Below are 12,872 nucleotides of genomic sequence, written 5' to 3' on the forward strand. Positions count from 1 at the left end.
GATACAGGGAGGGCGGGCCGTACGCCGAGCCTGTCGGCCAGCGAACACACGGAGGCCCGCCCTAGGCACGAGCGTGTGCTTCCAGGAATGCCAGCATCAGGGAAACCGTCTCCTCGGGGCACTGATCGTGCGGGTAGTGGCCAGCTCCCTCGACCACCGCAAGCTCTCCGACCCCGGCCGGCATCGCAGCCACGATCGCCTCGCCCTCGGCGCGCGGATCTACCCAGTCGGGGTCGAGCGAGCCCTGCACGATCAGGGCAGGACACCGTACGTTGCCCAACTGGGCGCCGGCATCGGTCGGTGCTGACCGCCCCATCTTCTGCATCGCGCGCATGCGGCCGGGCTCGCCCAGCATTGCCTTGATGCGAGCCAGCCGGTCTGTCCAGTCGGCTGGCTTGGAGCCCGGGTAGGCATGGTCGAGGTAGCGGAACCACAGGGCCACGCTGCCGAACAGGCCGGCGCCGAGCAACCGGAAAGCACCCGTGCGGTAGCTCTTCGAGCGGAGGTCGCCAAGCTTGATCGACTGGGCGCGCGTGAAGGGGCACAGCTCGATGATGCCCTTGACCAGACCGGCATCCTGGGCGGCTGCGATGGTGGCGGCGCCTCCGGAGATCGAGTGGCCGACCAAGACGGCCGGACCGCTGTCGATGTGGCGAATCACCGCGAGCAGATCGCCCGCAATATCGGTGCGCGAGCAGGAAGGCCATTGCGCGCTCGACTCGCCACATCCCCGCAGGTCAACCGCGACCACTAGATACCCCGCTGCCACCAAACGCGGCAGGACGAACCTGTACGCCGCGCGGCTGTCCCCCATGCCGTGGGCCAGAACGACCAGCGGGCCTGCCCCGGCGGTCTCGTACGCGATGGTGCCACCCGGGACGGACACAAACTCACCCATGACATTTCCCTGCTCCTTGAGCGCAACAGTTGCAATTGAATTCGATCAGCTACAGGCGGCTGTCGGGGACGCCTTGGTATGCGAGCCGCTTCCGGCGGGTGAAGAATGACCCCCACTGCGTCAGTCGATGTTGGTTGTCCGCGTATTCGTTTGAGTGGCCCTGGCAAGAATTTCGCGATGCTGGGGTGTGCCACCGTGCGCCGAAACTGACCAGATGCCGTACCTCGCATTTGCTTGCTCCCGTCGTCGTAGCTCACCGGTTCGTCGAGCAGGTCGAGACGGTGACAGTGGCGTATGACGTCTACCGTGGTGTCCGCCAGATCGGCCAACTGGCGAGTGCTCCACGGCATGTCACATCCCTCCCGGATCTGAACAGCGTTCCTGTCTCGCTGTTTATGAGTCGAGCCCGTCTCCGGCCTTCCGCGAACCTGGAGTCCACGGCTTGGCTTGGAGACCGATTGAATCGTGAATGGAGAATCGGAGTCGCCGGAACCGTAGACCTTTTCGTCGGCCATGGCGAGGGCTGCGCCGAGGTTCACAATGAACTGGAAGTCTGTAGCTCTTGGATTCGCTTACGCACGCGAATTCACCACCCGCTGCGAAAATGCGATGCCGCACGCGTCCTACCTTTTCTAATCGTTGTATGAAACAGGTCAGGCAAGCCCGGCGGACAAGCGGCGGTGCGGATCACTGGGGGACCCAGCGCGGTGTAGCGGTTCCGTCCCACCGGAACGGGTCGTCCTCGAGTGCGGAGCGGTCCCACTCCCCAAGCACGGCGGCGGCTTCGTACGTGGCGTGGAAGAACTCGGCGACCGCGCGGTCGGGATCGGGGGCAGAGCGGACGGCCTCGTAGGGAAGGAGGAACTGCTTGAACTCGGAACTGAAGTGGGCGCCTTCGGGTCCGACCGGGTAGTCGGCGAATCCGTCCGGGGCAGGATAGGCATAGGCGTAAAAGGCGCCTTCCTCTCCCCCACCAGGCCAGAACCCGCAGCTCGACAGCTCTCGGGAGTAGCCTTCGACCATGACCCAGTCCCCGCAGTTGGGAGCGCCACCGGGGTGCGGAGGGGCCTCCCGACCGGAGAAGCGGGTGCAGGCGAGGTCCATCGCTCCCCAGAAGAAATGCACCGGGCTGACCTTGCCGACGAAGTGCGACCGGAACTCGCCCATGACCCGGTTCGCCTGTAGCAGCTGTCGCCAGAACAGGGCAGCCGCTTCAGCGTCATAGGAGGCGTGGTCGTGATCCTCGGCGAAGGGGATCGCCGGCTCTACCTCGTTCGGGTGCGGATGGATCGGGGCCTCGATCTCAAGAGCGTCGAGCGCGTGCACAATCTGGGCGTAGAACTCGGCGACCGGCATGGGCCGGAGCGGAAAGCCCCGCACGCCACCGTCGCTGCTGTGGACTTCGAGCCGGTGGCCGACGAAGTCGAACGCGACCTCGAAGGCGCCGGCGCGGTACGGGACGGTCGAGGTCGTCAACCCGCGGGGACTGACGTAGAGCGTGACCTGCCACCAGTGGTTGACCAACGGAGCGTGGGCCATTCGGATCTTGCCCACGATCTGTGTCCACATGTGCAGAGTGTCGCGGGTGGCGGTCCAGTCCGAAACCCGAAGGCTCGGCCAGCTGGTCGCGGCTGGTGCGGTCATCACTTCTCACGTCCAATCGCTTCGAGGGGCTCAGCGGTGTTCGGGATTGGCGTTGTCGGGGCGGCAGCCGGCGTCCCAGGCCGAGCGCTGGTTGCCGTAGGCGGGGATACCGCCGGTGTCACGGATCATCGACGCGAGGTGGAGCAAGTTGTACGTCATGAATGAGATGTTGCGGTTGGCGAAGTCGTTGTCCGGGCCGCCAGAACCCTCGTCAAGGTAAGACGGGCCGGGACCGACCTCGCCCAGCCATCCCGCGTCGGCCTGGGGCGGTACCGTAAAGCCGATGTGCTGCAGGCTGTAGAGGATGCTCATCGCGCAGTGCTTGAGGCCGTCCTCGTTGCCCGTGATCAGGCAGCCGCCGACGCGTCCGTAGTAGGCGTACTGCCCCTCCTCATTGAGCACGCCTGAATACCCGTAGAGCCGTTCGATCACCTGGCGGGTCACCGAGCTGTTGTCACCGAGCCAGATCGGTCCGCCGATGACCATGATGTCGGCGGCGAGGATTCGGGGGAGCAGTGCGGGCCACTCGTCGGTGTCCCATCCGTGCTCAGTCATGTCCGGGCGGACGCCGGTGGCGATGTCATGGTCGACGGCGCGGATCTGGTCCACGCTCACGCCGTTCGCCTGCATGATCGCCACACTGCGGTCGATCACGCCTTGGGTGTGGCTGCGGTCAGGAGAGCGCTTCAGGGTGCAGTTGATGTACATCGCGCTCAGGCTTGTGAAATCGGGCTTGGCATGGGCGGGTACGTTCATCAAAGGTGATCCTCCTGAGTGTTCCACGTGCCGTCGCACCCGTGAGTCGGACTTGTTTTCGGGACGGCGGTATGACGACAAGTGCGCAGCAGTAACGGAATATGACGAAAGGGAGCAAACTGGCACACGTCCTCCTTCCGGAGGATAACCGCACCGACGACACGACGAGGTGCTGCCCGGCCCCGGAATCGGCCGATTCCGGGGCCGAGGACTCCCAGGAACCGAGTCTGCGACACCTCATGAAAGCCCGGAACTGTCATCGAAGGAACAGGGCTCACGGCACGCGTGTGCGCTGCACGCGCGGCGGTGCGTCCTGTTCATGTCAGAGTTCGCTTCTGACTGCAGGACCGTTCTGGACGCGTCGAACAGCTCGGCGACCCTGGCGAAGGCGATCGCGCTGTTCACGGTCATCGCGGGTTCGTGGCTCAGCAGGTCGACGAACTGGTACGACTGGTGGTCGACCAGGGCCACCGCGCTCTCCGGTGTCAGAAGTACGTCGAGGCCGGCCTTCGCTTCCCTGCTCATGGGCCCTCGCCGGTGCTTGCTCGGCAAACCGAGACGGGAGGCCGTCGACGCCGCCACGGGGAGATGGGCGTACACGCGCACGCTTCCGGGGCTGCCCGGCCGATCACCGACCCAAGCTGGTCGGTCGCGCTCCACCCTAGGCGGACTGTGTACTGCATGACCTACAGTAGCATCGGAGATTGACACGTCAACTAGATTGGTTTCCGAGCGCAAGGAGCACCCACAGTGGACGTTTCCCTCCTCGGCGTCACCGGCGGCGGAGGTAGTTTGCTCCCGCGGAAACTGCGGTCGCGGGGAGACGCCCTCCGCGAGCTCGTCCGTAGGGACGACCAGCGAGCCGAACTCGCGAAGCAAGGGGTGGACGCGCGCCTCGGCGACCTCCCCAGCATGACCATGGAAGAGCTGGGGGAAACCTTCCGAGGTGTCGACGCGATCGCCTTCAGTGCCGGATCGAACGGCAGTAGCACGGAGGTCACCCGGGCCGTCGACAGCGACGGCGTCACGAAAGCAATCGAGCCGGCGTACCTGGCCGGTGTCGAACGCATCGCACAAGTCTCAGTACTGGCGGCGTCCCGGCGGGGACCCGCCCTCGGAGAGGAAGTCGAGCACTACTTCGCCGTGAAGAAGGTCGCGGACACGCTCAGCCGCAGCGGGCTGAACTGGCTGATCCCGCCGCTCGCCGCTCCTCGGCGGTCCGGGAACCGGCACCGTCTCCCTGAGGTCGGCGGAGTTCCACGGCCAGATCACTCGCGACGACGTGCCCGGCACCCTCGCCGCACTGCCGCACGAGCATCGAGCAGGCCGGCAGATCCGCGAACTCGACGGGGGCCCCACACCGATCGAGGAGGCGGACCGGGCCAATGTCGGGCAGTCACAAGCGCCATGAGCCGTCTGCCGACAGGAGCGCCAAGTCCCCTACGCGTGTTCCGGCCGACCGTCCAGGTTGGCGATGATCCTTTCGGCGAGCGTGCGCAGTTGCGCACCCTCGGTCGAATGAGGCCGGAGAGCGCGGTATCGCGGGCGAAGACAGACTACAGCGACAGGACTTCAGTGGCTGCGGGGGATACCGGCATCGCACTGTGCCTTCCGCTCGAGTTCGACTTCCACCAGGTACGAGCGGATCACCAGCAACTGCCCGTACTCCCGCTGCGCCTGCGACACGCCTGGCGCGCCGGGCCTCGGCAAATGACAGGGCCCCCTCCCTCACTCGGTGGCGGCGATGCGAGATCGGACAATCGGTCATTCACCTCTCGCGGCGCGCCAATCGGCGAAGCCCTCGTATTATGGAATTCGCCAAGTGGCTGCGAGTTCAAACCTGTCTGCATGACTTACTCTCGGAAGAGAATCCTTGATATGCCTCGTCGGCAAATGTTCCCTGTGACCAGTGGCGCGATAGCGGAATGGCGAACATCGGCCCCACCGACACGGTCCGCATTGGAATTCATGGAGCTGGCCCCCGGGCACGCTCCTCACGTCGGCGTGAACCATAGCAACAAAATCGCTATGCCAAACTGAGCTAATGTTGGTCGACCCTTGAGTTCACTGAAGACCCCGATCGGTCGCCACAGGGGCGGCGACTGGAGACCATTCAGGTCCTGAGAATGTCAGAGCAGCTGCCCCGCCGCCATCGGATGCACTCCGCCATCTTCCGAACTAGTCACGGGAGAACGCTCCTCAGTGGGAAAACACGACCCGGCAGAGTATCACCCTCATATGTGCCGAGAACCGACCTCTCGGTTCGAGGGAGGAGCACTGGCTTACGGCGTGCGAGTTTCCCCCTGACATGACAGCACTCGCAATCAGGGCATGTGATCGACAGGGCGCGCATCCGGCCGGAGAGTATTCCGCCCAACGCCGGTCAACACCACCAAAATGGGAGTGCTGCGAGACACGGGCGCCCCCGAGGCCGCGCAGTGACTGCAAGATTGGCATTGATCCAGCCGTGTCCCGGGAATCCGGCTGGAAGAAATTACGAACACCGGCAAACATCGAGAAATGAGACAGCGGTGGAAATGGGAAGAAGACGGTGGGCAACCTACGCCGCTCGGGCCCGCTCCGGCGATCGCCCGCGCGTGCCGCGCGGATCGAGGCGTTCTGCCTGGAGGTGGGTTCCCTTTCTTCCACTGAGCGCGGTGGTCTTCGCGATCGCGTGGCTCAACCGCACACCGTGGTGGGGGTGGGGGCTGGTCGTCGCCTGCCTCGTCGCGCTCGGTCTCACCACACACTGGTGGCTTCGGGGCCCCGCCCTGCTCAGGGTGGGGGCGTGGCTACTCGCGGGAGCTTTCGTATGCACCACTGCCATACTCGCCTACCCCTCGGCTGAGAACCGCGCGGCCGGGGGCGTCGATCCTCGGCCGTCTCGGACCGTTCTCACGGAGGAGGGCCCTGTCAGGGGGGTTCTCAACGACGAGCGCGACGTCGAGGTCTTCGCCGGGATTCCCTACGCCCGGCCTCCCATCGGCGACCGACGTTGGCGCCCGCCGCAGCCCCCCGAACCGCGCTCGGATCTACTCATCGCCGACGAGTTCTCCGACGTTCCTGTCCAAGGCACGTCCACCTTCTTCACCCGCGCGCTGTCGCAGGTGGTGGAAGCGCCGCTGGAGGACACACTCCTCAATCCGTATCCGGTGAGTGAGGACAGCCTGTATCTCAATGTCTGGCGCAGCACAAGACCCTCAGCGGCGAGGCTTCCTGTCATCGTCTACATCCCCGGCGGCGGATTCGCCACCGGCTCGGGTGCCCTGCCGCTCTACGACGGCGAGTCGCTGGCGTCTAGAGGCGAGGTGATCACCGTCACGATCAACTACCGTCTCGGCGTGCTCGGCTTCCTGTCACACCCCGAGCTCGCGGAGGAGTCGCAGGTCGGCGCCTCGGGCAACTACGGGCTGCTCGACCAGATAGCCGCCCTTCGATGGCTCCGCCAGAACATCGCAGCGTTCGGCGGCGACCCGGATCGTGTAACGATCGCTGGTGAGTCGGCGGGCGGTGAGAGCGTCTGCGTCCTCGGCGCGACGCCGCGTGCGAAGGGTCTCGTGGACGGCGTCATCGGCAGCAGCGGAGCCTGCATGGGGACCCACGGCAACACCGACCGAGGCGATCAGTACGACACCCGGCGGGCGGCGGAAGAAGCAGGGCGGAACCTCAGCGAGCGGCTTGGGGGCGCCACCGTGGAGGAGATGCGCCGCATGCCTGCGGACCGGGTCGTGGAAGCGGCCAAGTCCCTGAATAGTCACTGGCGCCCGTCCGTCGACGGCCACGTCCTCGACCGGGCGCCCGTGGACATCTACGCGGCGGGCGATCAGTTGGACGTGCCGACCCTTGTCGGAAGCAACGCGGACGAGGCCTCTCTCGGTCTGCTGAGCCCTCCGGACACCGACGTCAACGACTACCTACGAGCGGTGCGCGAAGAGCACGGTGCGGACGCTGAGCTGTTCCTCCGTCTCTACCCTGGCGAGACCGAGAAACAGGTACGCGATTCCATCCTCCAGGCCGAAACCGACAAGATCATGACCCGCGCCATACGCCGATGGGCGATGCTGCAGACGCGCTCGGGTCACGCCGATGCCTACACCTACCACTTCGCGCATGTCCCTCCGGAGGACGGTCTGCGGAAGTTCGGCGCCTACCACGGGGCGGAGGTGATGTACGCGTACGACAATCTCGGCAAGGACGGCGACGCCGCGTACGACAAGCGCGACTTCACCCTGCGTGACCAGATGAGCGGCTACTGGATCAACTTCGCGCGTACGGGGGATCCGAACGGGCCGGGGCTCCCGAACTGGCCCACCTTTCAGGAGGAGATGGACAAGGTCATGAGGTTCGACGCCGGCAGCGCCGTGGCGCCCCGGACGCGACCGGATGCTGTCGACTTCTGGCTGCGCTACGAAGGACCCCTTGCGTAGTGCTCCACCGTCTGCCGGGGTGGGAGGGCCTCCCGATCAGCGGAGCCGGTCGCCGAGCCATTGCAGGAGATCGGGCGTCACGGGATCCGTGCCAGCGGCGTACTCGTCACTCCTCCTGGCTGCTGCCGGCGACCGCAGGAAGGACATTGTGAGCCAGCGCGTCCACGACCTCCTGGCAGGTATAGGCCTTGGCCAGCGCCACTGTCAGGGCCGTGGTTCGGGACGCGCGCTCCTCTGTCCGGACGCTCCCTCCGGAAATCGCGCGAAGTACCGTCGGGACCGCTGGCGCGGCGTCCGTCAGCCCGTGGCGCGGCCGTGATGCGTTCCTGCGCCCAGGCGGAGACGGCACAGAGGAAGTCCCAGTGTCCAAGGGTCGGGCGAGTGCCTGTCGTCACGACGGTCAGGGCTCCGACCGGACGGTCTCCGTTCAGGACGGGAACGACCGCAAGCCCCGTGCCCGGCGGCTCCTCTCCCCCAGCCATTCCTACCGCGTGGCCGAAGCGATGGTGAGGCGTCCATACGCGGCGGACCTGCCGTACGGCCTCCGCCGGCGCCTGCTCGCCTTCCTCGCCGAGCGTCTCCCAGGCCCGGGCATCGACAGGAGTCAGCCCCGACGTGGTCACCAGCTGCAGTGTGGAGGGGATCCGCGAAGGTGCACCGCACCGCCGAGGCCACCCGGCTCCGCAACGGCGTGCAGCAACGCGAGCCGGAGAATCTCGGTCCGCTCAGTGTCCCGTTCGACGCCTTCCAGCAACGCACGCCGAGCCCTCAACCCTTGCAGCGTAGGCGTCAACCCCTGTTTGCGCCCTTCCGGCGACCCGACCACGCGACCATGAAGTAGATGCATCAACTATATTCGTGGGCGACAGTCACACGAGACAGGTGTGCGGTGCGAGGGGAGAAGTCCGGCAATGCGGAATCTGACCGTGGCCCAGCAGATGGTGGACGTCCTGCGCCAGGCGGGCGTGGAGCGGATCTACGGTGTGGTGGGTGACAGCCTGAACTCGGTGGTCGACGCGGTGCGCCGTACCGACGGCATCGAGTGGGTCCATGTCCGGAACGAGGAGGCCGCCGCCTTCGCCGCGGCGGCAGAGGCGCAGCTGACCGGCAGACTCGCGGTGTGTGCGGGCAGCTGTGGCCCGGGGAACACACACCTGATCCAGGGACTGTACGACGCGCACCGTTCGGGTGCGCCCGTCCTCGCCCTGGCCTCGCACATCCCGTCCCACCAGATCGGTACAGGCTTCTTCCAGGAGACCCATCCCGAGAGGCTGTTCACCGATTGCAGCGACTACTGCGAGATGATCAGCTCTGCCGGCCAGATGCCCCGGGTTCTGCGGATCGCCATGCAACGCGCGCTGGGCAACGGCGGGGTGTCGGTCCTGGTCGTACCGGGTGACGTCGCTCACGACAAGGCGACCCGTCCGACGGGAAGCAGCGACCTGGTCACCGAGCGCGGCAGGGTCGCCGCGCCCGTCTCCCAGGTGCGAAAGCTGGCCGAGAAGCTGAACGCGGCTCGGAAGGTGATGCTCTTCTGCGGGGCGGGAGTGCGGGACGCCCACGCCGAGGTCATGGCGCTCGCCGAGAAGTCCGCCGCTCCCGTGGGACACAGCCTGCGGGGCAAGGAATGGATCCAGTTCGACAACGCCTACGACGTCGGCATGAGCGGCCTGCTGGGCTACGGCGCCTGCTTCGACGCGATGCACGAAGCCGATCTGGTCGTGCTGCTCGGAACCGACTTCCCCTACAACGACTTCCTGCCCCAGGCGCGGACCGTGCAGATCGACCACGACGCCGGCCGGCTCGGCCGTCGCACGCTCTTGGAACTCGGTGTCCACGGCGACGTGCGGGAGACGTTGCGGGCCGTGCTCCCTCTGGTCGAAACCAAACTGGACCGTACCTATCTGGACCGGATGCTGCGCAAGCACGCCAGGTCCCTGGAAACGGTGGTCTCCGCCTACACCCACGACGTCGAGCGGCACATACCGATCCATCCCGAATTCGCGGCATCCGTGCTGGACGAACTCGCGGACGACGATGCGGTATTCACCGTGGACACCGGTATGTCCAACGTGTGGGCAGCACGCTATTTGACCCCCAACGGGCGCCGCCGGATGATCGGATCGTTCCTCCACGGCACGATGGCCAACGCGCTGCCGCACGCCATCGGCGCACAGTTCGCCGACGCCGGCCGCCAGGTGATCTCGATATCAGGTGACGGTGGACTCGGCATGCTGATGGGCGAGTTGCTCACCGTGAAGCTGCACGATCTGCCGGTGAAGACGGTCGTGTTCAACAACTCCTCGCTCGGCATGGTGAAGCTGGAGATGCTGGTCGAGGGACTGCCCGAGCACGGGACAGACCACGAACCGGTGGACTACGCGGCGATCGCCCGCGGTGTGGGCATCGAGGCGATCCGCATCGAGCACCCCGGGGACGTCGCCGGCGGACTCAAGCGGGCTCTGGCCCATGACGGACCGTTCCTGGTCGACCTGGTGACCGACCCCAACGCCCTGTCGATCCCGCCGCACATATCGGCTGCCCAAGTCAGGGGAATCGCCTTCGCCGCGGGCCGGACCGTGCTCGACGGGGGCGTCGGCAGGATGCTCGACCTGGCCCGTGCCAACCTGCGCAACCTTCCCCACCCCTGAAACATGGCACTTCGTTACCCCGGTGCGTACGTGCCGCGGGAGTGTACGGGCCCCTGTGCGACCCGACGGGCCCTCCGCAGTTGCAGGTCCGACCATCCAGATCCCTTTTAGAGAGGTTGCACTGGTGGAAAAATGTTCCGGACACAATCCAGGAGCGGTCACAGAGACGCGCCTGACGCACGAGATGCATCGTCTGGCGACCGGCCTTCTCGTCGATGCCGTCGACCGTGACTCGGTACCCACGGAGAGCCTGGCGCTGTTCAGGGACTTTGTGGTGGCGAACCTGCGGCATCACCATGAGACCGAGGACGCGTGGCTGTGGCCGCTGATCCTTTCGGCCGCGCCGGGGACAGCCCGGCTGCTCGACGAACTGAGCAGGGAGCACCAATACCTGGAAGCAGCACTCGACCGTCTCGCGCAAGCAGAGATCCACGGACCGACAGCCGGCGATGACACCGCCTCGCCGGCTGGGCGGCCCTCGAGCGGATCCCGCACCGCCCTTCGAGCGGCAGCCCTTGAGGTGCGGGACAGCGTCCGGGGCCACCTCGCGCACGAGGAACCCGTCCTGTTCCCCGCGCTTCGTGATCACGTCACTCGGGACCAGTGGGACGACTTCTCCCGTCGCGTGATCGCATCCTCCCCCACGGTGGCCGGGCATCTCACGATCGGACTGTTCGAAGAGGCTGGCACGCCGGAGGAGGTGCGGTCGGCGTTGGTGAACCTGCCGGACGGCCTGCGCTCACTGATACCGGCGATGAGCAGCCAAGCGGCCGCCGACCTGCGTGTACTGCGAGGACTCGACTCATGACGTCGACTCCCCTCCCTTGGCCGGACACGGCCCACGAGGTGTTCTCCGGAGACCTGAACGTCGCGGTCGCGTACATCACCCCTGCCGGCGGCGCGGTCGTCGTCACCGTCTCCCCTCTGGGTCTCACCGACAGAACGGCGGGGCGGATCGGATTCACGACCTCGCTCGGCTTTCCCAGGAAGCTGGAACGAATTCTCCACAACCCCCGTGTCGCCCTGGCCTACCACGCACGCCAGCACGGATTCGCCCGGCAGTGGGACTACGTCCTCGCCCAGGGCGACGCCTTGGTGCAGATGCACCCCTCCGAGCAGCGGCTCGACGACCTGACGAAGGCGTCCGAACGCTTCTTCGGCTCGGAGTGGACGGGCAGCGCCTGGGGCTGGATAATGCGCGAGTACCAGCGGGAACGGGTCTTCGTCGACGTCGACGTCACCAGGGTCGCCACATGGCCGGACCTGGCCGCCTCCGGGCCGAGGCTGGTCAGCGGCCCCGCCTGGCCGGGCCATCCCGCAGCGCAGCAGGCACCCCGGAACGGAACGGCACCTCGAGTCGACGTCAGCAAACTGGCGCGGAAAATACGGCCTCTTGCGTACCGACTGTTGGCCTACCGAGGGGCCGATGGTTACCCCGTCGTGGTACCCGTCGAGATCGTTGGGCATGACGCAACGGGGTTCCGGCTTCTGGCGGCGCCGGAGCTGCTTCCACCCGGCGAGAGGCGGGCGGGATTCCTCGCACACTCATACCGGCCGCAGAACGTTGGGCTGAGCATGACCACACTCACTGGCTGGCTGACGGCCGGGAGCGGGGCGGAGGCCCGCTACGCCCCCCACACCTCCACCGGACTGGCGGCACCGCCGAACAGGACGGTCCAGGCCCTGGCAAGTGGGCTCCTGGCCAAGCACGGTGTATGGCGGGCCCGACGTGACGGCACCCGCGACCGGCTGTTGAGGCTTGCCGACCAGCAAAGCCGGCCGGAGGGCTGACTCCTTCCCAGTCCGGCGTCCCGATCAACCCTTTGTCCGTGTCGTAGAAGGGACCGGCTGTCAGTAGCAGTTGCACGGCGGACGGGTGAAACGGTGGCCGAGGGGCGACAGACACGCAACGCCGAGCGCACGCGGCGTGCGGTGCTCGACGCGTCGGCGCAGGTGGTTCTGGAGAAGGGTGCCGCCGTCACGCTAGCCCAGGTCGCGACAGCCGCCGGAGTATCAAGAAGTGGTTTGATCCATCGTTTCGGCAGCAGGAACCAGCTGATCGCCGCGCTCGTGGCGGATGCGCACGAACGCTTCCGGGAGGTGGTTCTCGGCCATCTCGACCTGTCCGAGAACCACCCCAACAAGATGCTCCGCGCCTACGTGCGCGCCCTGTGCGCGGGAAGCGCCGAGGTGACGGCCAACCGCGACTTCACGTCGGCACCGATGTGGAGCGGCCTGTACACGATCTCCGCGGTCGCTCCGGTCATGGAGGAGAACGCCGCCTGGTGGGACACGCAACTCGCCCTCGACGGGCTGAGCGCCGAGCGCATCCTGATCGTGCGCCGGGCCGCGGAGGGGATCGCCCTGGCCGCCGTCCACGGAGAGCAGGACGAGGCGAGCATCGCGACGGCTTGCTACCTCCTACTCGAACTGGCCAGCGAGGGCACTTTCCGCGCTGCTCCGATGTGCATGCGCAAGTCGATAGGAGTGACGTTG

General features: G+C 66.5%; 8 protein-coding genes and 2 pseudogenes. 6 read left to right on the plus strand and 4 right to left on the minus strand.

Annotation, left to right across the window (positions count from 1 at the left end):
* Positions 1-61 precede the first annotated feature (61 nt).
* From HTV45_RS03725 to HTV45_RS03740, 4 genes are all read right to left on the minus strand, one after another.
* Positions 62-898: an alpha/beta fold hydrolase gene (locus HTV45_RS03725; protein ID WP_215204138.1), complete on the minus strand. Its 837-nt coding sequence runs from the start codon at positions 896-898 to the stop codon at positions 62-64.
* Positions 899-1,585: 687 nt separating this feature from the next.
* On the minus strand, positions 1,586-2,542 hold the full coding sequence (locus tag HTV45_RS03730; protein ID WP_215204139.1) for a DUF5996 family protein: 957 nt from the start codon (positions 2,540-2,542) through the stop codon (positions 1,586-1,588).
* A gap of 30 nt (positions 2,543-2,572) precedes the next feature.
* The gene (locus tag HTV45_RS03735; protein ID WP_215204140.1) at positions 2,573-3,298 is read right to left on the minus strand and encodes a flavodoxin family protein; all 726 of its coding nucleotides are present in this window, start codon (positions 3,296-3,298) and stop codon (positions 2,573-2,575) included.
* Between the two features lie 237 nt (positions 3,299-3,535).
* Positions 3,536-3,823, minus strand: coding sequence for a hypothetical protein (locus HTV45_RS03740; RefSeq protein WP_215204141.1), 288 nt, complete (start codon positions 3,821-3,823; stop codon positions 3,536-3,538).
* A 225-nt stretch (positions 3,824-4,048) separates the two neighbouring features.
* Here HTV45_RS03740 and HTV45_RS35170 point away from each other — a divergent pair.
* From HTV45_RS35170 to HTV45_RS35175, 6 genes and pseudogenes are all read left to right on the plus strand, one after another.
* A pseudogene (locus HTV45_RS35170) lies at positions 4,049-4,432 on the plus strand (NAD(P)H-binding protein); the annotation flags it as partial.
* 1,523 nt (positions 4,433-5,955) lie between these two features.
* Complete coding sequence (locus HTV45_RS03750) at positions 5,956-7,725, plus strand: carboxylesterase/lipase family protein (protein WP_215204143.1); 1,770 nt, start codon at positions 5,956-5,958, stop codon at positions 7,723-7,725.
* A 911-nt stretch (positions 7,726-8,636) separates the two neighbouring features.
* The gene (locus HTV45_RS03755; protein ID WP_215204144.1) at positions 8,637-10,376 is read left to right on the plus strand and encodes a pyruvate dehydrogenase; all 1,740 of its coding nucleotides are present in this window, start codon (positions 8,637-8,639) and stop codon (positions 10,374-10,376) included.
* A gap of 184 nt (positions 10,377-10,560) precedes the next feature.
* Positions 10,561-11,184, plus strand: coding sequence for a hemerythrin domain-containing protein (locus HTV45_RS03760; protein WP_215204145.1), 624 nt, complete (start codon positions 10,561-10,563; stop codon positions 11,182-11,184).
* Positions 11,181-12,167, plus strand: a complete 987-nt coding sequence (locus tag HTV45_RS03765) for a hypothetical protein (protein WP_215204146.1) — start codon at positions 11,181-11,183, stop codon at positions 12,165-12,167. The genes HTV45_RS03760 and HTV45_RS03765 overlap by 4 nt, the downstream gene beginning before the upstream one ends.
* Before the next feature lie 141 nt (positions 12,168-12,308).
* Positions 12,309-12,434: pseudogene (locus HTV45_RS35175) on the plus strand (TetR family transcriptional regulator); the annotation flags it as partial.
* Positions 12,435-12,872: the final 438 nt, after the last annotated feature.

Source organism: Streptomyces sp. CHD11 (genome assembly GCF_018638295.1).
In the GTDB taxonomy this organism is placed as follows: domain Bacteria; phylum Actinomycetota; class Actinomycetes; order Streptomycetales; family Streptomycetaceae; genus Streptomyces.

Coding starts and splice junctions, on each gene's coding strand:
- HTV45_RS03725 (WP_215204138.1), bottom strand. CDS start 898: ATGGGTGAGTTTGTGTCCGTCCCGGGTGGCACCATCGCGTACGAGACC.
- HTV45_RS03730 (WP_215204139.1), bottom strand. CDS start 2,542: ATGACCGCACCAGCCGCGACCAGCTGGCCGAGCCTTCGGGTTTCGGAC.
- HTV45_RS03735 (WP_215204140.1), bottom strand. CDS start 3,298: ATGAACGTACCCGCCCATGCCAAGCCCGATTTCACAAGCCTGAGCGCG.
- HTV45_RS03740 (WP_215204141.1), bottom strand. CDS start 3,823: ATGAGCAGGGAAGCGAAGGCCGGCCTCGACGTACTTCTGACACCGGAG.
- HTV45_RS03755 (WP_215204144.1), top strand. CDS start 8,637: ATGCGGAATCTGACCGTGGCCCAGCAGATGGTGGACGTCCTGCGCCAG.
- HTV45_RS03760 (WP_215204145.1), top strand. CDS start 10,561: ATGCATCGTCTGGCGACCGGCCTTCTCGTCGATGCCGTCGACCGTGAC.
- HTV45_RS03765 (WP_215204146.1), top strand. CDS start 11,181: ATGACGTCGACTCCCCTCCCTTGGCCGGACACGGCCCACGAGGTGTTC.